We start from the raw sequence: 21,469 nt of genomic DNA on the forward strand, positions 1-21,469 counted from the left end.
GATTTGACCAGCACTCGGTCCTTGTCGTCGCCGTAGTCGCTGCTCCGCAACCACAGGGCTCCATCGTCCTCGTAGGTCGCCCCGGCCCACTGCAGATCGGCAAGCGTGTCCTCCACGGCGCCCGACTCGACCATGGAGCGTTCACTGAACCAAGCGTCGAACCCGATGCCCAGAGACTCGAGGACTGCTCGCTGGTCGGCCACGGCCCGCTCCCTACCCCATTCAACCGGGTCGGCACCGGAGGGCATCTCGGTCGCCCAGTCGGCCACGTAGGCCCCCTGGTAGCCGGCCTCGGGGACGTCAGTACCGGCGGCCAGGGCGGCCAACGAGTCGGCGAAGAGACGCATCTGGGCGCCCCGGTCGTTGACGTAGAACTCGCGTGACACCGGATGGCCACACCTCTCCAAGAGGCGGGCTACTGAGTCGCCGAAGCAGGCGCCCCGGCCATGGCCGGCGTGGAGCGGTCCGGTGGGGTTGGCGCTGACGAACTCCACGATGATCGGCTGGTCGTGTCCGGTGGTGAAGCGCCCCCAGCCGTCGACCCCGGCGGTGACCACATCGGCCAATAGGTCGTGGAGCCAGGTGTGGGCAAGCCGGAAGTTGACGAAGCCCGGCCCAGCCACCTCCACCGCAGTGACGTGCGGCGGGGGTTCGGTGGTGAGCGCCTCGGCGAGGGCGGTGGCCAGTTCCCGGGGGTTGCGTCCCGCTGCTTTGGCGGTGGCTAATGCAGCGTTGGTGGACCAATCGCCGTGGTCGGGGTTGGACGGACGTTCTACCTGAACCACTCCGGGGTCCGGGGTCACCCCGAGTCGGGTCAAGACGGCTCGTACCGAGTCGATGAGGCTGTCGCGGACGTCCATGGTGTCGGCTCCGGAAGGCGGATGCGGCGCCGGGCGGCGGCAGCCCCGGTGCCAGCGATGCTACAGGAGGGGGTATCGGCCGGGCTCCGACTTCCCGTGCGGATCCGGCCGGGCGACCCGAGGGTCAATGGGCCAACTGCGAATAGTGTCGCGGCGTGAGGTCGCTCGGCGCACAGACTCTCGCTTCCACCGGCTCGTGAGCGCACGAGTCGTCGCCCTGCTCGTTGGGTCCATCGCAATCGGCTGCTCCGGTCCGGGTCCCTCGGCCGCCCCCACAACCACAACCGTTCCGCCGGAGGTGCTCAAGGTGGCGACCATCAACCTGTTGCACGGCCTCGAGTACGCCAGCGACTGCGCCCCCGCGACCGACCAGTGCGCTGCTCCGGCCCGACTTCGAGCCCTCTGGGCCCTGATCCAGGACGACCTGGGTTGTCCCGACGTGGTCGCCCTCCAGGAGGTCAGCCCCCGCCAGCAGGAACTGGTACCTGACACGCTCCTGGTCCTTTGCGAGGGGCGGTACCAACTGGTGGTCGACGACCGGGGCCTACCCGACCAGGAGATGATCCTGACCAACATCCCGGTTCTCGACGAGGCATACACCGAATTGGCCGGCGCTCCGATCTGGTCGGCCCACTGGGCCCGGTTGGGGACCGGGTTCGGACCGGTGGACGTGGTCGCTACGCACTTCGCCAGTGGCAGCTTCAACCTCGAGTGCGGGGAACCGGGGGTAATGGGCTGCAGCGAGGCGTGTGCTTTGGGCGACGACTACGGGGCTTGCCATCCCCGCCAGACACTGGCCCTGCTGGAGGGTCTCTCGACCGACGCGGTCCTACAATTGGTAGTAGGCGACCTGAACCGGCCGATCGGGGACTCCCGGATCACAACCCTTACCGACGCCGGATTTGTCGACGCCTACCTAGAGGCTGGCCGGCCAGAATGTGACCCGGAAACAGGCGAGGGATGTTCCTGCTGTGTCGAGGGTGGGCCACCCCTGGCCGGCCTGGACGACCCCGCCAAGCGGTTCACCGAGCGGATCGACTTCGTCCTGGCCCGGCCCGGACCGGGCTGTTCGCTAACCGTCGATCCCGGGACTACCAGACACTGGGCGGACCGACCACTGGACACCCCGGTGGAGGGCCTGTGGTGGGCCGCCGACCATGCAGGGGTGATGGCTGGTCTGTCGGTGACCTGCTAGTCAGACCCACCGAGAGACAGGGCCGATCAGTCAGGCCGTTGGAACTCAATGGCGCGGTCCACCCGGGCCACCTCAACCGTGTATTGGCTGTAAAAACGGTCGCGTCCCTCGCCCTGGGCCTCCCGGTGGTCCAAATCGGCCCTCCAGGCTGCGATGTCCTCCTCGGACCGCCAGTAGCACACCGTGATTCCGAAACCATCGAGCCCCCGGGCCGAGTACATGCCCAGGTAGCCGTCGTAGCCGCCGACCAGTTCGGCCATGCGGTCGGCGGTCTCGTCGTAGCCTTCGAGATCGCCGCTCAGTTGGGTCGTGAAGATCGTGGCGTAGTAGGGAGGATCCCCCACCGGGTCAGGCCCGGCTGCCGCTGAATGTGGCGGTGCCGAAGGCCCCCAGCTTGGCTTCGCCGCTGATCTCGTCGCCGTCGACGGTGGCCGTCGCCTCAATGGTGATGGGCATGGGCTGGGTCATATTGACCGTCCACGACAAGCTGTCGCCGTCCGCCGTGCCGTTCTCGAGTTCCATGCTGCCCTGTGGGCCCGACATGGTCCCGGTCAGCGTGTTGCCGTCTGTCGCTAGTTCAAGGGTGCCTGCTTGGGCGCCCATCGGGGTGTTTAGGGTCACGTTCCAGGTGCCGTCGGCGCTCATGACGCCCTCCGATCTCAGAGTGAATGGCTGGTGTGGGCCGCTCAACGTAGATGACTGTCAGAGGCCATGCCGAATTTAGGTCCCCCCTCTGGAGGCCAACCGGGCGTCTCGTCGCACCACCCCGGCGAGTACGCCAAGGACCACCACCCCCCCGAGGGCCTGGACCGGGGTGAGGTGCTGGTCGAGGATCAGCCAGGCTCCCAGGGCGGACAGCACCGGGATGGCCAGGGTTAGCAGACCCGCCACGCTGAGCGACACGTGGAGGTGTGCCCAGTTCATGAGGTAGTGGCCGGTTCCGGGGACGGCCAGCAGCACGAGGAGCCATGCGAACTGGCGACCGGACGGCACGGGGAGGACCGGCGTTCCTGCCTCGATCGCTGCGATGGGCAACACGGTGACGGCGCCGATGATCATGGCCACCGTTTGGAGGGTGAAGGTATCCACCGATGCTCGGATGTCCTTGACGACAACGAAGTAGGCGGAGAACAGGACCATGGCCAGCAGGGCTAGTAGGTCGCCGCGTGGGCTCCACACAGCCTCCGATGAGGCCCCCCACATGACAAGCACCACACCACCGATGGCCACCGCCGAGGCGCCGAACAGCCAGCCGGTGACCGTCTCCCGATAGCGGCGGGAAGCTACGGCCAGCAACAGGATGGGCTGGAGAGCACCGATGATGGTGGCGTTGGCGATCGTTGTGGTCCGGAGCGCGGTGAAAAACACCCCGATCTCCAGCCCGAGGAGCACCCCGGCCGGTACCACCAGGCGCACCGTCCGCCAGGTCAGGCGCCGACCGATCAGCAGGAACACCAGGCCATAGACACCAAACCCGATGAATTGGCGCCAAAAGGCAATCTGGATGCCCGGCATCTCCAGGCGGGCCACCATGATGTTCCCGGCCGACCAGCACACCACGGCTAGCGCCGCCGAAGCCCGACCGAGGCTGGCTTGGTCGCGAACTGGCCCAGTCATGGCGGCACCCTACGGGCCGGGTCGACCCCCGAGGCCGACCATGGTTAGCCGCCCTGTGCGCCGCCGGCCGACCTTGGCTAGTGTCGCGCAAAATGTGATCGCCCAGAGGAGGGTTTCCGTGCGAAAGATGCGACTCATTGGCGCCGTGCTCGCCCTGTCCGTTGTGGCAGCAGCCTGCAGTGACTCCGACAAAGAAAGGGTTAACGCCTCCTGGCCGGACAAAATCACCTTCGGTTTCGTGCCAAGCGCGGAGCAGGAGAAGCTCCAGGACAACGTCGACCCGATCATGGAGGTCCTCGAAGACGCTCTCGGCATCGAGGTCGAGGGTGTGGTGACCACCGACTACACCGGCCTGGTCACGGCAATGGGCACCGGTCAGGCGGACCTGGGTGCCTTCGGACCATTCGGCTATGTCCTAGCCCAACAGCAGTTCGGGAACATGGAGGTGCTGATCCAGGCCATCCGGTACGGCGCGGCGACCTACCACGGCCAGTGGATGACCAACGACCCGAGCATCTGCGACAGCCCGCCCCAGTCGGGCACTGCACTCGAAAACGGCGACGACGGCATCACCCAGGTGGGGGCGCTCGACGCGGTTGCCCTCCAGGTCGGCGTCTACTTCGGCGACTCGGGCAAGGCCCTCGGCGAAACCGTCGACGCCGGCGCGGTGTCGCCGGGTATGTCCTGCACTGCCGATCTGAGCAAGGTCGTTGGGAAGCGGGTCGCCTTCACCTCTGAGAGTTCGACATCGGGGTACATCTACCCGGCGCTCCAGCTCATCCGAGCTGGGATCGACCCCGAGACTGACATTGTTCCGATCTTCTCCGGTAGCCACGACGCTTCAGTCGCCGCGGTGTATAACGGCGACGCCGACATCGGCATCTCCTACGACGACGCGCGGCGGAGCATGCGTAAGACGAACCCGGACGTCGGCGACAAGGTGATCGTGTTCAACATCACCGGTGAGATCCCCAACGACGTCGTGGCAGCCAGTTCACTGCTGCCCGATTCGCTCCAGAACGCGGTCTACAACGCCATCTCGGCCTATCTGATGACCGACGAGGGCGAAGCGGCATTCGACGAGATGTACGGCTGGACCGACATTCGCCGGGCCGTCGAGTCCGACTTCGACATCGTCCGCGAGGCGGCTGCGATCCTCGGCATAACCGAGCCATAATGCCCGGTCGGGGCGTAACCCCCGAGCCGACAACGACATGGTGATCCAGCTCGAGAAGGTCTCGGTCACCTACCCGGGCGGAGTCGAGGCGCTCCGCGGCGTTGACCTCACGGTCGACAAGGGGGAGTTCGTCGTCATCGTCGGGCTCTCTGGTGCCGGCAAGTCGACACTACTCCGGGTCCTAAACGGCTTGGTTCCCGCCACCTCGGGTTCCGTCGTCGTCGACGGGACCGAGGTAGTCGGAGCGTCGGCGGCCACCCTCCGCCGGGTGCGGTCCCGGATCGGGATGATCTTTCAGACCTTCAATCTGGTGTACCGCACCACGGTGATCAACAACGTGCTCATGGGACGGCTCTCGGAGACCCCTGCATGGCGGTCCACCCTCGGGCTCTGGCCCGCCCCCGAGCGGGAGATCGCCATGCAGGCCCTGGAACGGGTGGGCATCGTCGAGAAGGCCTATGTCCGGGCCTCGGACCTCTCCGGAGGGCAGCAGCAGCGGGTGGGGATCGCCCGGGCCCTGGCCCAGGAGCCGTCACTGATGCTGGCCGACGAACCGGTTGCCGCACTCGACCCAGTTACTAGTCGGCAGGTCATGGGCGATCTTCAACGCATCAACCGGGAGTTGGGGATCACCACGTTGGTCAACCTGCACTTCCTGGACCTGGCCCGGGAATACGGCCGACGGCTGATCGGCTTGAGGGACGGACTGGTGATCTTCGACGGTGACATCGGTGACGTCGATGACGCGATCTTTCGGGATATCTACGGTCGGGATATCACCGCCGAGGACCTCCTGGCCGTCGGTGGGGAACCGAACCCACCCACGGCCGGTTCCCCGGACGCGTGACCCTCACCGCCGAAGGGCCGACCCGGCCGAACCGACCCCGGACCCGGCCGCTTACCTACGCTGTCGCCGCGTCCCTAGTCGCCGGCACCACCTGGGCGGCGGTCAAGGTGGGCTTCGACCCATCGACATTCTGGAAGGTCTGGTCAAATCCGCTGTGGGAGAAATTCTGGCCTGTTCCGTGGGACTGGGTGTTCGACGGGCGCAACGTGATTCGCCCCTTAATCGAGACGTTCCAGATCGCCATCGTCTCGACAGTCATCGGCTGTGGCCTGGCCTTGCCGATCAGTTTCGCGATGTCGTCGCTGACCACGCCGAACCGACCCACCTACCTGGTCAGTCGGGCAGTAATGAACGTGGTGCGCGCCGTACCCGACCTGTTCTGGGCCAAGTTGTTGGTCACGGCGATCGGTATCGGCGCCTTCGCCGGGTCGTGGGCCTTGTCGGTGTTCTCGCTGGCCGTGATGGTGAAGTTGTTCTCCGAGACGGTGGACGGTGCCGACCCCCGTCCCCTCGAGGCAGCCCGGTCGGCCGGCGGTCGGCACGCACCGGTGGTCCGCACTGGAGTGCTGCCCTCGGTCTTCCCGGCTTACGTGGCCTACGCCTTGTATGTCTTCGAACTCAACATCCGGGCCTCGATAGTCCTCGGACTTGTCGGTGCCGGCGGGATTGGCCGGGTGATCGAAGCGCAACGCCAGTTCTTCCGCTTCGACCGGGTGCTGGGGATACTGATGATCATCTTCGTCGCTGTGTGGGTCATCGAGCACGTCAGCGTGGCCCTCCGAAAGAGACTGACGTGACGGCTCCCACGACCACCGACTACGCCGCCCCCCGGCCCCTACCGCCCGGCAAGGTGCGCACCCGGCGCTGGGTCATCGCATTGGTGATCGTGGTGGCCACCGTCTGGTCGGTGTCCGGCCTGCAGGTGACCCTCGACCGGCTGCTGGGCGCTCCGGGCGACGCTTGGGCGATCCTCCGCCAGATGACGCCCCCGGCATTCTCCGAGGTTTACGAGCGGGGGGCGCTGGGCAAGATTCTGGAGTCGGTGTATATCGCCTGGATCGGGACGATCATTGGCGCTGCCCTGTCCCTGCCCCTGGCCTTTCTGGCCGCCCACAATGTGGCCCCCCACTGGGTGCGGGTGCCGATACGCCAGCTGTTCAACGCGATCCGGGCGGTGCCCGAGTTGATTCTGGCCGTGATCTTCATCCCGATCACCGGACTCGGAGCCTGGGCGGGCACCATGGCCATCGGCATCCACTCGATAGGCACGCTCGGTAAGTGGGCCGCCGAGTCGATCGAAAGCATCGACGACGGCCCCATTGAAGCGGTAGAGGCCTGCGGGGGCCGCTGGGCGAGCGAGATGCGGTGGGCGGTCCTTCCTCAGGTGATGCCGAACATTGCCTCCTACTGGCTGTTCCGGTTCGAAATAAACGTGAGGGCCTCGGCGGTCCTGGGGATGATCGGAGCCGGAGGGGTTGGGTCCGAACTGGTCTTACACCTGTCGTTCCGGAACTTCCCGGCAGCCTGCGCGGTGCTACTGATGACCATCACCGTGGTGCTGACCATCGACACGGTCTCGGCCGCGGTCCGCCGGCGGATCATCCGGGGGGCCACTGGGACCGGAGACGAGGCGTCCCGATCAACCGAGGCCCTCGTCGACCTGACCGGCCTCAGACGCTGAACCCACGACCCCGGTTGGTTCAGCGCAGGCCGTCCAGGTGGCCCTCACAGGCCGCGTCGAACACCCTGGCGGCGAACTCGGGCGTGCAGGGGACCGGGTTGGTGGCCGCCGACGGGTCGACGGCGGCCGCGGCGGCGATCCGCTGACCCGCGTCGGGGTCCACACCCAGTTCGACGACGGTGTGGGGTATGCCCAAGTCGGAGCGCATGGTCACCACGTGGTGCAGGAACCCGTCGAACCCGCCGTCAATGCCAGCCCGAGTGGCCAGCTCAGCGACCGCCGCTTCGGCCGGAGACCGGTTGGCGGCCAACACGTAGGGCATCACCACCCCGTTGGTGGTGCCGTGGTGGGTGTCGAAGGCGGCGCCTATCGGATGGGAAAGGGCGTGCATGGCACCCAAGCCCTTCTGGAAGGCCACAGCTCCCATCGAGGCGGCGACCAGCATGCCGGTCCGCCCCTCCAGGTCGGCCGGGTCGGCCACCACCCGGGGAAGGTGCTCAAGGACCAGCCGACATCCCTCCATACCGATGGCCTGGGCCATCGGGTGGAAGGTCGGCGAACAGATCGCCTCAAGATTGTGGGCAAGGGCGTCGAAGCCGGTGCCGACGGTGACGGCCCGGGGCATCCCCACGCTCAACTTGGGGTCGGCGATCACCTGCGCAGGGAGCATCACCGGGTGAAAGATTATGACCTTGCGCCCCTCGGCCTCGTTGGTGGCCACCCCGGAGCGGCTGACCTCTGATCCGGTGCCTGCGGTGGTCGGCAAAGCGACCACGGGGACGACAGCTCCCGTGTCGGCCCGCTTCCACCAGTCGCCAATATCCTCGAAGTCCCAGATAGGCCGGGTCTGGCCGACCATAAAGGCGGCCATCTTTCCCACGTCGAGGGCCGAGCCTCCGCCAACGGCCACCACCCCATCGTGGCTTCCCTCCCGGAGGCCAGCCACTGCAGCGTCCACGTTGGCTTCCACCGGGTTAGGTCGCACTCCGGTGAACAGGCCGTGGTCGAGCCCGGCTGCGGCTAGGGCGGCCAGCACCTCCCCGAACAGGGGTAGGTCGGCTAATCCCGGGTCGGTGACCACTAGGGGTCGGAAGATCCCCGCCTCGGCACACGCCGCACCCAACTCGGCTACCCGCCCCGGGCCGATCCGGATCCGGTTGGGGAACCCCCAAGTGGCAGTCAGGTTATGGGTCATCGTTGCACGGTAGCGCCCGACCAGGTGGGTAACCGGTGGACCGGTGGGCCGTTTACGCTGATGGGCCGTGGGGCGGGCAGTCATTGGGATCGACGTCGGAGGCACCAAGGTCCGTGCGGTGATGGTCGAGGTGGCTACCAACGAGGTCGTGGATCGGGAGGTGTCGTCGAGCAGCGACGACGGCCCGACTCTGGTCGACACGCTTGCCAACCTGGTGGTCGGACTTGGTGACCGAACCGGCCGCGAGGTGGCAGCGGTCGGACTGGGGGTGGCCGGCTTGGCCCACCGGTCAGGGGTTGTCCACTACTCCCCGAATCTTCCAGGCTTAGGCGGCTTTCCGATAGGCCCAGAACTTCAAGAGGCCCTGGGCGTGCCTGTGGTGGTCGGCAACGATGCCACCGCGGGAACGTTCGCCGAGTGGCGACTCGGTGCCGGCCAGGATGCCGACAACTTTGCCATGGTGACCCTGGGGACGGGCATCGGGACCGGGTTCGTGGTCGACGGTCGGCTCCTCCGGGGAGCAAGCGGCTTCGCCGGCGAGTCGGGCCACATGGTGGTGGACGTCGACGGCCCCGCGCACCGGACCGGGCAGCGGGGGCCGTGGGAGTACTTCGCCTCGGGGACGGCGCTCGACCGGTTAGGCCGTGAGGCTGCGGCCTCGGGCGAATTCCCCTGGGGGGTGGCCGAGGCCGGGGCGGTCGATGCGGTGGCCAGCCAGCACGTGGCTGCCGGGGCCGCTGAGGAGGAGGAGGATGCCCTGAGGATCCTTGACGGGTTCTGCCGGGAGGTGGGCCAGGGGCTGGCCAACCTGGTCCTGGTGCTGGACTTGGAGTTGGTGGTGATTGGTGGCGGGCTGTGCGGCATCGGTGAGCCATTGCGGGCCGGGGTCGAGCACTGGTTGCTGGAGTTGCTGCTGGGGTCCGAGTACCGACCCGCTGTCCGGGTGGTGCTGGCCGAGTTGGGGGCCGAAGCCGGAGCGCTGGGCGCGGCCCTGATAGCTACCGAGGTTCTCTAGCGGGACAGGGACGGCTCGGCGGGTCGGGGCCGGCCGACTCGGTTGCCGGAGATCGCTCGGCGGGCCGATGTTGCCACCAGCACCAGGAGGAAGACCACCACCGCGCTGAGGGCCATGGTCGCCCCGGCGGCGGTGTTGTGGTGATGGCCGATCAGGAGGCCGACCACCGCCGAGAACGTCCCGAGGGCCACCGCGGTGGTCATGATGACCGGCACCCGGCGGACCAGCAGGGTGGCGGTGGCCGGTGGGCCGACGAGGAAGGCGAAGACCAGAAGGTTTCCTACGGCTTGGAAAGAGGCCACGATCGAGAAGGCCAGAAGGGCCAGCAGGGCAGCGTGGGCCAACCGGGGCCGCAAGCCCAGGAGGCGGGCCTGGGACTCGTCGAAGGTCATGACCAGGAAGGGCCGGTGAAGGGCAAACGCTCCTCCCACGGTGATGACGGCGACGACGGCCTGTCGGCGCAGGTCATCCCCATCGACCTCGGTAATCGATCCGAAAAGGAACCTGCTCAGGTGGTGGAGATGGTCCTCGCCGCGCCCGGACATGATGACTAGGGCCAGGGCCAGGAAGCCGACGAAGAGGATTCCGATGGAGGTGTCCTCGGGCAGCGGAGAGCGGCTGCGAACCAGGTTGATGCCGACCACCATGGCCAGGGCGGCGACCAGTGCCCCGAGGTGGGTATCCACCCCGAGGATGAAAGCTACGGCGATCCCTGGCATCACCCCGTGGGCCAAGGCGTCCCCTAGAAAGCTCATCCCACGTAGCACCACCCAGGTGCCGATCACCGAGGTGGGGACGACGGCCAGGAGGGCCGTCAGGAGGGCGTTCCTCATGGAGCCGTCTGTGGTGAACGGTTCGATCCACCAGGTGGTGGGGTCGGTCAGGAACTCCACTGGCCGATCCACCCTGTCGGCTGGAGAGGCCGTGTCCGGTACATCACCGGCTGAGTATATGAGAATGAGTCCCGTTAGCAGTAGGCCGGCTGTTGCCGGCCGCATTGCCTAGAGGGTTCCGCGGAACAGGTCCAGGGTTCTCCCCCACGCCGTAGCGGTGGTCGCTTCGTCGTAGGTACCCAAAGGGTTCTCCTCATTGGCGAAGCCGTGGCCGGTTCCCTCATAGACGTGGAAGACCACGTCCTTACCCATCTCTCGGAGGTCGGCCTCAAGTTCGGCCACTGCCTCCGGGGGGAAGAAGTCGTCCGAGCCAGCGAAGTGGCCCTCCACCCGGGCGGTCAACCCCGACCAGTCGGGGCCGCCCGGGGCCCGCTCCAGGGGCGCCCCGTAGAACGGCGCCGCTGCGGCCACCCGGTCGCCCTCCCGGTCGGCAATGACCAGGGTGAGCATCCCGCCCATGCAGAACCCGACCACGCCGACGGCCTCCCCTGTGGTGGCGTCGTGGGCCAGTAGGTGATCAATGGCCCCCGACATGTCCCGGGCCGCCCGGTCGGGGGGCAGGGTGTTCATCAACTCCCCGGCCTTGTCCATCTCGGTGTGGCCGGCCAACTCGCCGTGGTAGAGGTCGGGGGCAAGGGCAACAAACCCCTCGACAGCTAGCTGGTCGCACACCCCCTTGATCTGCGGGGCCAGGCCCCACCACTCTTGGATCACCATCACACCCGGGCCGCCACCGTCGGGCACGGCCAGGTAACCCCTGGCCTGAGTCCCATTGACCGAGAACTCCACCATCTCTCCGCTCATCGTTCACCCCTCTGCTGGTGGCCGCCGTCGGACCCGCACCCTAGGGCGTTGGCGAAGGCAATCTCCCGCTGAGGAACGCCACGGGTCGCCTACCAGCCTGTTGGTGTGGAAGTTTCGGGTTCCAAGCGATAAGCCTGGTGGACTGACCGACGGAGGTCCCGATGACCAATCCGGCCAACCCGCAGCCCCTCAGCGGTAACGAAATGCCCCGCTTCGGCGGGATCGCCACCTTCATGCGCCTCCCCGGGAATACCGACCCGGCGGACCTCGACGTGGCCGTAGTCGGTGTGCCGTTCGACATCGGCACTTCCAACCGGCCGGGGGCCCGGTTCGGCCCCCGGGGGATCCGCGACGAGTCGGTGTTGCTTCGGCCCTACAACATGGCCACTCGGGCCGCCCCATTTGACAGCCTCAGGATCGACGACACCGGTGACGTGGCCAGCAGCCCATACGACTTGCTCGCCGCGGTCGAAGCCATCGAAGCGCACTTCGATGAACTGCTTGGCCACGGAGTGGTGACAGCCGCAATGGGCGGGGACCACACGGTGGTGCTGCCCATCCTCAAGGCCATGGCGGAGCGGCATGGACCGGTCGGATTGGTCCACATCGACGCCCATACCGACGTCAATGACACCATGTTCGGATCAAAGATTACCCACGGCACCCCGTTCCGACGGGCCGTCGAAGCCGGGGTCCTGGACTGTGACCGGGTTGTCCAGATCGGCGTCCGGGGCACCGGTTACGAGGCCGACGACTTCGACTGGTCCCGCCGGCAGGGCTTCCGGGTGGTCCAGGCCGAGGAATGCTGGCATCGCAGCCTCGAACCGCTCATGGACGAGGTCCGCGACCAGGTCGGGGGCGGGCCGGTCTACCTAAGTTTCGACATCGACGGCCTCGACCCGGCATTCGCACCCGGTACCGGCACCCCCGAGGTCGGTGGGCTGACCGTCCCCCAGGCCCTGGAGGTGATCCGGGGCTGTCGGGGCCTCGAACTGGTGGGCTGTGACGTCGTCGAGGTAGCGCCCATCTACGACACCAGCGGAACGACCAGCCTGGTGGGCGCCAACCTGCTCTACGAGATGCTCTGCGTGCTGCCGGGTGTCGACTACCGGACCTGATTGTCGCCGTACCGAAAGCAACACCAGTGGGCTCGACCCCCTCAGCACCGATCGACGACCTCGGCGCCGGTCAGCAACCGAAGGTTGCCGCTGGTCGAGGTAGTGAGCGCAACCGCGGCAGCCATGGCTTCCAGGTCACAGTTGCGCCTCACGTTGAGAGGCCGGTCAGGTCTGACCCTCGTCGTATCCGGCAAATCGGTCGAGCCAAATTTGGCTCGCTCGCTCCCGGCCCAGTTCGGCCACTAGTCGGGCAAACTCGCTGGCCAGGTCGTCGGGCGGGTCCGAGCACACGGTCCTGAGTCTCGCGAAAAACAGCGCCTAGTCATAGACCGACGTCACTGATCGTTCTAAGGACCTACCTGGAGTCGATCAGTTGCATAGGGCACCTCAATACCGACCCAGACCGTTCGGATCGGAGAATCGGGGACTTCGGCCGAGATTTCTACTCCAGATTAATCCCGATAAGATTGATCAGGAATTAGGGTTGACTCACGACGGGTGCGATCATCAATGTCCAAGGTCTTCGTGATCCACGAGAACTCGGAGTGGCTGCCTCCCTTTGCTGACGCGCTCGATGTCGAGGGAGTGGCGTGGGAGGAGTGGTACCTCGTTGAGGGTGCTCTCGACCTCGACGCCGCGCCGCCGGAGGGTGTCTTCTATTCGCGGATGAGCGCCTCGTCGCACACCCGGGGTCATGTCGCAGCCAAGGATTACACACGGTCGGTTCTGAGTTGGCTCGAGAGCTACGGCCGCGTTGTCGTCAACGGGCGGCGGGTAGTGGAGATGGAGATGAGCAAGATCGATCAGCACACGGCACTACGGGCCTTCGGGTTCGACGTCCCGTCCACTGTCGCGGTGATTGGCCGACACGACCTTAAGACACGAGCGAGAGGCATGGTCCTGCCGTTCATCACCAAGCACAACCAGGGCGGCAAGGGCCTAGGGGTGCGGCGTTTCGATCGCTTCGAGGACTTCGAGGACTATGTCGACGGATCCGACTTTGAGTGTCCAGTCGACGGGATCACACTGCTGCAGGAATACGTCCACCCGGCCGAGGGGTACATCACGCGGGTCGAGATCGTCGGTGGTGAGTTCCTCTATGCCCTCACCGCCGACACGAGTGCCGGGTTCGAGCTCTGCCCCGCCGATGAGTGTGAAGACACCAGGAAGAGTTTCGAGTTGTGTCCTGCTGACGCACTACCAGCGGCGAGCCTCTTCCACTGGCGTGAGGGCTTCAGCGATCCGATCATTGATCGCTATCTGGAGTTCTGCCGCTACTGGGGAATCGGGATAGCGGGCCTCGAGTTCATCGAGACCGAAGATCGGCGACTCGTCACCTACGACATCAATACGAACACCAACTACAACCCCGTCGTCGAGGAAGAGGCCGGGTGCTCCGGTCCGGCTGCCGTCGCCCGGTATCTTGGCACCCTGGCCAGAGAACTCGACGCCGACCGGATCGTGAACCCCTCGGCCTGACCCGACCTCTGGCCAAATGGGCGGCCAACACGAGGATGCGCTGAGACCTCCCCCATGATCCCGGAGTCGTCGGCCCACTGGACCTCAGCGTCCCGGAGGTGGCAAAGCGTCCTGTCGGTGGCAATGCGTCCCGCGGGTGGCAGGAGGCATGATGGGCAGGTGGAGGACCGCTACGACGCCGTTGACATCGTCGTCAAGCGCAGCGAGGGACTGACCGTCACCTTCGCTGACGAGCATGTGGTGAAGATCGACCTGATGCAACTTCGCCTGGCCTGCCCCTGCGCGACGTGTCGTTCTCTACGGGAGCGTGGTGAGGCAGCCTGGCCCCGTCATGGCAGCCCGACCCGGCTACAGATCACGAATGCCGACCTGCACGGCGCCTGGGGCGTGAACATCACCTGGAACGATGGGCACAGCACGGGCATCTACACGTTTGAACAGTTGCGGCGCTGGTCCGAATGACCATGCGGATCGCGATCACCGCCGAGTCGCCGTAGGAAGACGGGGTCTTCCAGGGGAGACCGGCGTGGTGGAGGTCTGGATCGACTACCCGGTATTTCCCCTATGGGCATAGTGGGAATACCGGGTAGTCAATAGGCTTGGCGTCATGAAGGTCTGGATCGACCAGGATCTCTGTACCGGTGACGGCATCTGTGCCGAGATCTGCCCCGACATCTTCGAGATGCATGACGACGGGTTGGCCTACGTCAAGGAAGCTGGATGGCCGTCCATGTTCGGACCCGAGGGTGCCGACGAGCCTGTCTACCGGATGGCGGCAGGTACGGCGGCCGTGACCGACGAGTTGGTTGACGCCGTCATCGAATCGGCGGAGGAGTGCCCCGGCGAGTGCATCTTCATCGATGTCGAGTAGGGCTGGAGCCATCCACAAACCAGCCACTCGATAGCGCCCAACAGGGGTAGGCGACGGGTAGTACCCGAAGCCTGAAGTCCACCCTGAACAGGTACAACGCGCAAGCCTGAAGGCCAATGCAATCGCAGGATCTGGCCTACAAGGACGGGGTCTGGGGTTCGAGTCCCTAGGCGCCCACCCGATTCTCGGGCCCAGATAGTCGATGTGTAGCGTCGCTCCGTGATCCGAACGGCCCGTCTGATCCTCCCGGCCCTGACCGCCCTAATGCTCATCGCAGCATGTGGCGGCGATTCCACCGATGTCTCCGAGGCTGCGGACGACTCCACGATGACGACAGATGAGTCCGTCGAGGCCGCGCCGGAGTCCACCACCGCGTTTGTTGTCGAAGAACCCGCCGAACAGCCGCCCGAGCCGACTGTCACCGTCGAGGCCGCACCGGAGACGACCACCACCACGACCACCACCACGTCCGTTCCGGAGGAGCCGACTGAGGTAACGGTGGCTCCGACGGTCACCGTCGAAGCCGTACCGGATCCCGCCAGGTACGACTTCACCGCCATTTCGCCGATAGTCCAGGACTTCGTCGACGAGAGGGGGCTGAACGGCGCCGGCCTGATCGTGGTCAAGGCCGACGACGGCGTCATCTACCACGACCACTGGGGCGACTTCGGTCCAGATCGGATCTCCCTGGTCGCCTCGTCGTCGAAGATGGTCGTAGCAGGCGTCCTTATGCGGCTCCACGACGACGGCCTCCTGGACGTCGACGCACCGGTTGCAGATGTCGTCGACTGGGGGACTGGGAACCCCGAGATCACCCCTGCCCAGTTGATCTCGAACAGCTCCGGCCTGGTCGGCCTGCTCCCGAATCCGGCCTACGGGCCCTACGTGTGCCAGTTCCTCCCCATCGGCACGCTCCAGGCATGCGCAGAGCAGGTCTTCACCACCCCGGATGACGATGCCGACATCGTTCCGCCGGACACGGAGTTCCGGTACGGCGGGGCCCAGTGGCAGGTCGCGGGCGCCGTCGCCGAGGCGGCATCGGGGAAGTCGTGGTCGGTCCTGATCGACGAGGTCTACGTCCAGCCCTGTGGGCTGGAGGCGCTCGCCTTCAACAACCACTTCATCCAGTTGGCGGGTGATCCGAACAGGTACCCGGCACCGTTCAACAGCGATCCGTCGACGCTCGCGCCGACCGACAACCCGAACATGGAGGGCGGCGCCTACGTGACGACGGGCGACTACGGCGCACTGCTCCTGATGCACCTCCGCGACGGCATGTGCGGGGAGTCCCGGGTGCTCTCCGCCGCCTCGATCGACCGGATGCACTCCGATCGGATCCTGGAGGCCTATGGGGATGTCGCCTGGGGTGCCGGTACCGGGTACGGCATGGGCTGGTGGGTGGATCGTGAGACCGGGCGGATCAGCGACGGTGGCCTGTACGGCTCCGTGCCATGGCTGGACCTCGAGGACGGCTACGGCGCCTACCTGGTGGTCGAAGCCGATTCGGGGACCGGAAACGCACTGGCCGGCCTGTTGTACGACGTGGTGGAGGCAGCGGTCACCGGGAGCTCCCGCTGACGCCGGACACCTGGCTCAGGGGGTGGGCCGCACATCGCGTCCACCGGGCCCCGGCCCTGCCGTAGTTTCAGGACATGGGTAGAGCGGCAGCCGTCGCCGGGGTACTCGCTGCGGGTATGGCGCTAGCCGTCGGAGAGGCGGTGGCCGCCGTCACCGGTGGTCCGTCGCTCGTGGTGGTGGTCGGCGACGTCGTCGTGGACCTGGCCCCCGGTTGGCTGGTTCGACGGACGATCGACCTGCTGGGGACGACCCAGAAGCCGGCCCTTCTCATCGGAATCGTCGTGGTCACCCTCCTGGCCGGTGGGGCCCTGGGTCGCAACGTCGGAGGCGGGCGTCGAACCGGTCGGGCGACGTTCGTGGCCTTCGGCCTGGTGGGCTTCGGCGCGGCGGCGTGGTCGGGTGCTCCGATCAGGGGCCTGGCGTCCGGGCTGGCCGCAGTATCGGTCGGTATCTCTGTACTGGAGGCAGGGCTCAGGAGGGTTCCCGTCAGTGGCCTACCGCCGAACGATCCGGCGACCGATCCGCCGACCGCCGTGCCGCTCGAGGATCCCCGGGTTAAGGCCACGACGCGACGCGGGTTCATCATGTACGCCGCGGGCATGTCCGTCGCGGCCGGCGCCGTAGCCGTCGGGAGCCGGGCGCTAGCAAGGCGAGGCACCGATGGGCTACGGGCACAGGTGGATCTCCCGTCGACCCGCAGGACGGCGGACGACAGGCCTGCTACGACTACCACCACGACCGAGGGCCCCTGGTCCCCGATGCCGGGGCTCGCCCGGTGGGTCACCCCGAACGACGACTTCTACCGGATCGACACCGCTCTCGTCGTTCCCCGGGTAGATCCGGGAACGTGGTCGATGACCATCGGGGGACTCGTCGACCGCCCACTCCGATTCGCCCTCGATGACCTGTTGGGCATGGACCTAGTCGACGCCGTGGTAACTCTCAACTGCGTGTCCAACGAGGTGGGTGGAGGCCTGGTCGGCAATGCCGTCTGGACGGGGGTGCCCCTGGCCGACCTCTTGGCAGAGGCGGGGCCGACCACGGGTGCCGAACAGGTGATGGCCTGGTCGGTCGACGGCTTCAACGCGGGGTTCCCGATGACGGCGGTCCTGGACGGCCGAACGGCGCTGGTGGCCGTCGGGATGAACGGCGAACCCCTTCCATACCGACACGGGTTCCCGGCCCGCCTCGTCGTGGCAGGGCTGTACGGGTACGTGTCGGCCGTCAAGTGGCTGGACCGGATCCAGTTGACCACGCTCGACGATGACGGCTACTGGATCCCGCGGGGATGGGCGAAGTACGGGCCGATCAAGATCTCCTCCAGGATCGACGTTCCCGTCGGATCGGCGGTTCCGGCCGGACGCCAGCCGATCGCCGGCGTCGCCTGGGCTCCCGTCACCGGCGTCGGCGGGGTCGAGGTGTCGGTCGACGACGGGCCCTGGACGGCGTGCCGGCTCCTCCAGGAGAGCGCTCCGGGCCGACCGGGGGACAGCTGGGTCCAGTGGTTCCTGGCCTGGGACGCCGAGCCGGGGGCCCATGTGCTGCGGGTTCGGGCACATGACGCCGACGGGCGCGTCCAGCCACCCGGGCCGAAGCCGATTGCGCCAGATGGAGCCGAGGGCTATCACACCCGACTGATCCGAGCTGCCTGAGCGTTGACGGCCGCCGACCGGAGGGTGGTGATCAGGGGCCCCGAGGGCCCACGGCCGACGTCTACGACGGGGCGGCGCGCATTGGCTGCGATCCTCTGGAATACTGCGGGCATGCATATGCGAACCCTCGCCCCGGCCACCCTCGTCATTATCGCCCTCGCCGCAACCGGCTGTGGCCTGCTCGAGACGAACGACGACGAACTGGAGACCCTGAGGGTCGAGATCATCCAGCTGCGCGAGGACTTCATGGACCTCGAGGCCGAGGTGTCCCTCCTGGCCCGGGTGCCGGCGACCACCACCACCTCGGCTTCGTCTGCGACGGCCACGACAGCGGCCCCGGCCACCACGACGTCCAAGGCGGCCTCCTCGGGCGGTTCGTCGTCCGATGAGGCCGACGATGCGTCGGCCGCCACCGTGCCGGTCGGGCTGAACGAGGATGCCATCCTGACGGCCACCTACAACTGGGGCCCGAGTGACCCGGCGCTCATCCTCCAGGAGATGCTGGGGATCACGGCCGACGGCTGGTACGGCAACGGCACCCGCGCCGCCCACCTGGCCGAGCTCGATGCCCGAGGCCTGACCACCGACGGCGTGCCGTCGCCGCCGACAACCACGGCAGTACCCGAAGAGGCCACCACCGAGGTTCCCGCCGTCGACGATGGAACGGCCGATACCACGGCCACCACCGAGGTTCCCGCCTCCGACGATGGAACGACCGACGCCACGACCACCACCGAAGCTCCGGCCGAGACGACCACCACGACCGAGGCTCCGGCCGAGACGACCACGACGGCTGGCGGATAACCCCGGCGAGAGGCGAGAGCGGTCCCGCCGCCGCGTCGACTGCCCGGTCGCCGACCGGGCAGGGGTTCAGTCGCCGATGATGTTGTGCTCGGGGCCGTATGGGAAGCCGGTGATGTTCTCGGCTCCGTCGTCGCCCACGATCAGGATGTCGTGCTCCCGGTAGCCGCCTGCACCCGGACGGCCGTCAGGGATGGCGATCATCGGCTCCATGGACACGACCATCCCTGGCTCCAGCACCGTCTCGACGTCCTCGCGGAGTTCCACGCCGGCCTCCCGGCCGTAGTAGTGGCTGAGCACCCCGAAGCTGTGCCCGTAGCCGAAGGACCGGTACTCCAGCAGGCCGTGTGACCGGTAGACGTCGTTCAGCTCGGCGGCGATGTCGCAGCACCGGGCACCGGGGCGGATCAGGTTCAGGCCGCGTTCGTGGACCTCGACGTTCACCTCCCAGAGGCGGAGGTGCTCGTCGGAGGTGACGTGGTCGCAGAACAGCGTCCGTTCCAGGGCCGTGTAGTAGCCGAAGATCATCGGGAACGTGTTCAGCGACAGGATGTCACCCGACTCCACCACCTTGTTGGTGACCGGGTTGTGGGCGCCGTCGGTGTTGATGCCCGACTGGAACCACGTCCAGGTGTCCATGAGCTCCACGAACTGGAAGCTGGCGGCGATCTCACGCACCATTGCCCGTGTGGTGGCCAGGGCGACCTCGTGTTCGGGCACTCCGGCGGCCACCGCGGCGACGCAGGCCTCGGCACCCAGGTCGCAGATCCGGGCGCCGTGGCGGATGAGGTCGTGTTCCTCGGCGGACTTGATGGTTCTCATCCACATGGTGGCCGCTCCGACGTCCACGAGCTCCACACCGGGCAGCGCCGCCTCCAGCGCACGGAACTGGTCGACGGTGAGGTGGTCGAGCTCGACGCCCAGGCGCGATACGCCGGCGGTGAGGTCCCGGACGGCCCTGTAGTAGTTGTCCCGCCGCCAGTCGGAGTAGACGAGGTTGTCTCCGTGGGTGCGGCGCCACGGCTGGCCGCCGTCGATGCCGGCCGAGATGGTGGTGGCCTGATCGGCGTCTATGAGCATCCCGTACTTGCGGCCGAAGTAGCAGAAGATCCAGCCGGAGTGGTAGCAGATGTTGTGGTACGAGGTCAGGAGGCAGGCGTCGATTCCCTCTATCGCCATGTGTGCCCGCAGGGCGTCCTGGCGCCGCTCCATCTCGGCGGCCGAGAACGGCGACCACTCCTTCTCACCCCAGTGCCAGCGGGTGACGTGGACCATGTCATCGGTGTGTGAAGTGTCCATCGGGGCCTCCTTCGGCGTACTGCGTATCAGATCGGCAAAACGGCGAACGGACCACCTCGTCGGCGGCCCGCAGATCCCTCCTGTGTGGAGGGGAGGCTACCGGGCCAGGCCGGCCACGATTCGGTCCAGCATCTCGTCGAGTACGGCGGTCGAGGTTCCGAAGGTCATGCGGACGTGGCCCCCACCACCCGCGCCAAACGGGGGTCCGCTCTTGCAGGCCACCCCGGTCCGCTCCCGAAGCCACCGGCCCGGCCGGTCGCCGGGCTCGAACGCCGAGAGATCCAACCACGCCAGGAAGGTGGACTCGGGAAGGTGCACCCGGACCTCGGGCAGCTCGTCGGCCAGTCGCTCCACCAGGTGGTGGCGGTGGCGGTCGAACAGGGCGACCAGGGCGTCGACCCACTCGTCGGCGGTGTCCCAGCCGGCGATGACCGCCTCGCAGCCCAGGCGGTTGACGCCCCCGAGCAGTTCCGCCGGGACCTCGGCGAACCTGGCGTGGAGGTGCTCGTCGGCGAACGAGGCTACGGCGCACCTGAGGCCGCCCATGGCGAACGTCTTGACCCCCGACGTCAGGACGACCGTGCGTTCGGTGGCGCCGTCGATGAGGGGCAGGGGCCGGTGGATGGCCCCCGGGTAGACGAAGTCGGAGTGGATTTCGTCCGATGCGATGACCAGGTCGTGCTCGTTGGCCAGATCAACGATCCGGGCCAGCTGGTCGTCCGTGAGGACGCGGCCGGTCGGATTGTGGGGATGGCAGAGCACTAGCAGGCGGATCCCCTTGTCGTCGGCCAGCAGCCGTGCCAGGTGGTCCAGGTCGTAGTGCCAGCCGTCGGCGTCGCGGACCAGGGGCCAGTCGACGGTGCGTCGTCCGGTGGTGGGCCCGATCTCGTTGAACGGAAAGTAGATGGGCGGGGTGAGGAGCACGCCGTCGCCGGGGTCGGTGAATGCCTCGACGACCGCCCAGACGCCCTGCAGGACCGACACCGTGGGGAGGACCAGGTCGGGATCCGGCGTCCACCCGTGACGGCGCGTCATCCATCCGGAGAAGGCGGGGCCGAGGCGGGCTACGGCGTCGTGGTAACCGAAGGCACCCAACTCCACGAGCTCGGCTAGGCGTTCGGTCATGGCCGGCACCGGACCCAGGTCGTGCTCGGCGACGAATGACGGGTACACGGATCCGTCGTGGCCTGCCCACTTGTAGCCGCCTCCGGCGACTTTTCTGGCCACGTCGACGTGGTCGAGGTCGTCGGGGCTGATCGGCACGGGCGCCGATGCTACCCGTCGCCCCGGCATGGGTAGCCCGTCGGTTCGACAAACTGTTGACGGCGTTGTGGGCACGGGAGAGACTGCCGCCCCGATGGGAGACTGGCTGCGATCTCGACTGGCT

22 protein-coding genes are annotated in these 21,469 nt (G+C 67.1%); 13 read left to right on the top strand and 9 right to left on the bottom strand.

Going from position 1 to position 21,469, the window contains the following annotated elements:
* Positions 1-860: arginine--tRNA ligase (gene argS / locus MK177_06255; protein ID MCH2426920.1), on the bottom strand; the 860-nt coding region annotated here is incomplete at its 3' end.
* A gap of 196 nt (positions 861-1,056) precedes the next feature.
* On the opposite strand from argS, the gene MK177_06260 reads away from it, so the two are divergent.
* Positions 1,057-2,055, top strand: coding sequence for a hypothetical protein (locus MK177_06260; protein ID MCH2426921.1), 999 nt, complete (start codon positions 1,057-1,059; stop codon positions 2,053-2,055).
* 26 nt (positions 2,056-2,081) lie between these two features.
* Here the strand turns inward: MK177_06260 and MK177_06265 are convergent, their stop codons facing one another.
* The 3 genes from MK177_06265 to MK177_06275 all read right to left on the bottom strand — a co-directional run bounded on the left by MK177_06265 (position 2,082) and on the right by MK177_06275 (position 3,672).
* A complete protein-coding gene (locus MK177_06265; protein MCH2426922.1) occupies positions 2,082-2,399 on the bottom strand; it encodes an antibiotic biosynthesis monooxygenase in 318 nt (105 codons plus the stop codon).
* A 4-nt stretch (positions 2,400-2,403) separates the two neighbouring features.
* On the bottom strand, positions 2,404-2,700 hold the full coding sequence (locus tag MK177_06270) for a hypothetical protein (protein ID MCH2426923.1): 297 nt from the start codon (positions 2,698-2,700) through the stop codon (positions 2,404-2,406).
* Between the two features lie 75 nt (positions 2,701-2,775).
* Positions 2,776-3,672, bottom strand: a complete 897-nt coding sequence (locus MK177_06275; GenBank protein MCH2426924.1) for a DMT family transporter — start codon at positions 3,670-3,672, stop codon at positions 2,776-2,778.
* 127 nt (positions 3,673-3,799) lie between these two features.
* Between MK177_06275 and MK177_06280 the strand changes: the two genes are divergently transcribed.
* The 4 genes from MK177_06280 to phnE (MK177_06295) are packed head-to-tail and all read left to right on the top strand — an operon-like array spanning position 3,800 to position 7,377.
* Positions 3,800-4,849: a phosphate/phosphite/phosphonate ABC transporter substrate-binding protein gene (locus MK177_06280; GenBank protein MCH2426925.1), complete on the top strand. Its 1,050-nt coding sequence runs from the start codon at positions 3,800-3,802 to the stop codon at positions 4,847-4,849.
* A 37-nt stretch (positions 4,850-4,886) separates the two neighbouring features.
* Complete coding sequence (phnC, locus tag MK177_06285; protein ID MCH2426926.1) at positions 4,887-5,696, top strand: phosphonate ABC transporter ATP-binding protein; 810 nt, start codon at positions 4,887-4,889, stop codon at positions 5,694-5,696.
* On the top strand, positions 5,693-6,493 hold the full coding sequence (gene phnE / locus MK177_06290) for a phosphonate ABC transporter, permease protein PhnE (GenBank protein ID MCH2426927.1): 801 nt from the start codon (positions 5,693-5,695) through the stop codon (positions 6,491-6,493). Before phnC ends, phnE (MK177_06290) begins: the two co-directional genes overlap by 4 nt.
* Complete coding sequence (gene phnE / locus MK177_06295) at positions 6,490-7,377, top strand: phosphonate ABC transporter, permease protein PhnE (protein ID MCH2426928.1); 888 nt, start codon at positions 6,490-6,492, stop codon at positions 7,375-7,377. The genes phnE (MK177_06290) and phnE (MK177_06295) overlap by 4 nt, the downstream gene beginning before the upstream one ends.
* Positions 7,378-7,396: 19 nt before the next feature.
* On the opposite strand, the gene MK177_06300 is transcribed toward phnE (MK177_06295), so the two are convergent.
* The gene (locus tag MK177_06300) at positions 7,397-8,572 is read right to left on the bottom strand and encodes an iron-containing alcohol dehydrogenase (GenBank protein ID MCH2426929.1); all 1,176 of its coding nucleotides are present in this window, start codon (positions 8,570-8,572) and stop codon (positions 7,397-7,399) included.
* A 67-nt stretch (positions 8,573-8,639) separates the two neighbouring features.
* On the opposite strand from MK177_06300, the gene MK177_06305 reads away from it, so the two are divergent.
* A complete protein-coding gene (locus MK177_06305; GenBank protein ID MCH2426930.1) occupies positions 8,640-9,587 on the top strand; it encodes an ROK family protein in 948 nt (315 codons plus the stop codon).
* Here the strand turns inward: MK177_06305 and MK177_06310 are convergent.
* The gene (locus MK177_06310) at positions 9,584-10,480 is read right to left on the bottom strand and encodes a metal ABC transporter permease (protein MCH2426931.1); all 897 of its coding nucleotides are present in this window, start codon (positions 10,478-10,480) and stop codon (positions 9,584-9,586) included. The genes MK177_06305 and MK177_06310 overlap by 4 nt on opposite strands.
* Positions 10,481-10,588: 108 nt before the next feature.
* A complete protein-coding gene (locus tag MK177_06315) occupies positions 10,589-11,284 on the bottom strand; it encodes a dienelactone hydrolase family protein (protein MCH2426932.1) in 696 nt (231 codons plus the stop codon).
* A 161-nt stretch (positions 11,285-11,445) separates the two neighbouring features.
* Here MK177_06315 and speB point away from each other — a divergent pair, with 161 nt between their 5' ends.
* The 7 genes from speB to MK177_06350 all read left to right on the top strand — a co-directional run bounded on the left by speB (position 11,446) and on the right by MK177_06350 (position 18,786).
* Complete coding sequence (speB, locus tag MK177_06320; GenBank protein ID MCH2426933.1) at positions 11,446-12,402, top strand: agmatinase; 957 nt, start codon at positions 11,446-11,448, stop codon at positions 12,400-12,402.
* Positions 12,403-12,912: 510 nt separating this feature from the next.
* Complete coding sequence (locus MK177_06325) at positions 12,913-13,881, top strand: hypothetical protein (GenBank protein MCH2426934.1); 969 nt, start codon at positions 12,913-12,915, stop codon at positions 13,879-13,881.
* Between the two features lie 159 nt (positions 13,882-14,040).
* Positions 14,041-14,343, top strand: a complete 303-nt coding sequence (locus MK177_06330; protein ID MCH2426935.1) for a DUF971 domain-containing protein — start codon at positions 14,041-14,043, stop codon at positions 14,341-14,343.
* 145 nt (positions 14,344-14,488) lie between these two features.
* Positions 14,489-14,752 (top strand): ferredoxin, encoded by a 264-nt coding sequence (locus MK177_06335; GenBank protein MCH2426936.1) that lies wholly within the window; start codon positions 14,489-14,491, stop codon positions 14,750-14,752.
* A 219-nt stretch (positions 14,753-14,971) separates the two neighbouring features.
* Complete coding sequence (locus MK177_06340) at positions 14,972-16,330, top strand: beta-lactamase family protein (GenBank protein MCH2426937.1); 1,359 nt, start codon at positions 14,972-14,974, stop codon at positions 16,328-16,330.
* Between the two features lie 74 nt (positions 16,331-16,404).
* On the top strand, positions 16,405-17,982 hold the full coding sequence (locus MK177_06345; protein MCH2426938.1) for a molybdopterin-dependent oxidoreductase: 1,578 nt from the start codon (positions 16,405-16,407) through the stop codon (positions 17,980-17,982).
* Between the two features lie 111 nt (positions 17,983-18,093).
* Positions 18,094-18,786: a hypothetical protein gene (locus tag MK177_06350; protein MCH2426939.1), complete on the top strand. Its 693-nt coding sequence runs from the start codon at positions 18,094-18,096 to the stop codon at positions 18,784-18,786.
* A gap of 66 nt (positions 18,787-18,852) precedes the next feature.
* Here MK177_06350 and MK177_06355 read toward each other — a convergent pair whose 3' ends face one another.
* Positions 18,853-20,082, bottom strand: a complete 1,230-nt coding sequence (locus MK177_06355; GenBank protein ID MCH2426940.1) for an aminopeptidase P family protein — start codon at positions 20,080-20,082, stop codon at positions 18,853-18,855.
* 96 nt (positions 20,083-20,178) lie between these two features.
* Positions 20,179-21,345 (bottom strand): aminotransferase class I/II-fold pyridoxal phosphate-dependent enzyme, encoded by a 1,167-nt coding sequence (locus MK177_06360; GenBank protein ID MCH2426941.1) that lies wholly within the window; start codon positions 21,343-21,345, stop codon positions 20,179-20,181.
* Between the last annotated feature and the right edge of the window lie 124 nt (positions 21,346-21,469).

The organism is Acidimicrobiales bacterium, from assembly GCA_022452145.1.
Lineage (GTDB): Bacteria > Actinomycetota > Acidimicrobiia > Acidimicrobiales > MedAcidi-G1 > UBA9410.

What these genes read in the sequence shown, in the direction of transcription:
- MK177_06270 (MCH2426923.1), bottom strand. Translation starts at nt 2,700, where the DNA reads ATGAGCGCCGACGGCACCTGGAACGTGACCCTAAACACCCCGATGGGC.
- MK177_06275 (MCH2426924.1), bottom strand. Translation starts at nt 3,672, where the DNA reads ATGACTGGGCCAGTTCGCGACCAAGCCAGCCTCGGTCGGGCTTCGGCG.
- MK177_06280 (MCH2426925.1), top strand. Translation starts at nt 3,800, where the DNA reads ATGCGACTCATTGGCGCCGTGCTCGCCCTGTCCGTTGTGGCAGCAGCC.
- phnC (MCH2426926.1), top strand. Translation starts at nt 4,887, where the DNA reads ATGGTGATCCAGCTCGAGAAGGTCTCGGTCACCTACCCGGGCGGAGTC.
- MK177_06300 (MCH2426929.1), bottom strand. Translation starts at nt 8,572, where the DNA reads ATGACCCATAACCTGACTGCCACTTGGGGGTTCCCCAACCGGATCCGG.
- MK177_06315 (MCH2426932.1), bottom strand. Translation starts at nt 11,284, where the DNA reads ATGAGCGGAGAGATGGTGGAGTTCTCGGTCAATGGGACTCAGGCCAGG.
- speB (MCH2426933.1), top strand. Translation starts at nt 11,446, where the DNA reads ATGACCAATCCGGCCAACCCGCAGCCCCTCAGCGGTAACGAAATGCCC.
- MK177_06325 (MCH2426934.1), top strand. Translation starts at nt 12,913, where the DNA reads ATGTCCAAGGTCTTCGTGATCCACGAGAACTCGGAGTGGCTGCCTCCC.
- MK177_06335 (MCH2426936.1), top strand. Translation starts at nt 14,489, where the DNA reads ATGAAGGTCTGGATCGACCAGGATCTCTGTACCGGTGACGGCATCTGT.
- MK177_06345 (MCH2426938.1), top strand. Translation starts at nt 16,405, where the DNA reads ATGGGTAGAGCGGCAGCCGTCGCCGGGGTACTCGCTGCGGGTATGGCG.
- MK177_06350 (MCH2426939.1), top strand. Translation starts at nt 18,094, where the DNA reads ATGCATATGCGAACCCTCGCCCCGGCCACCCTCGTCATTATCGCCCTC.
- MK177_06355 (MCH2426940.1), bottom strand. Translation starts at nt 20,082, where the DNA reads ATGGACACTTCACACACCGATGACATGGTCCACGTCACCCGCTGGCAC.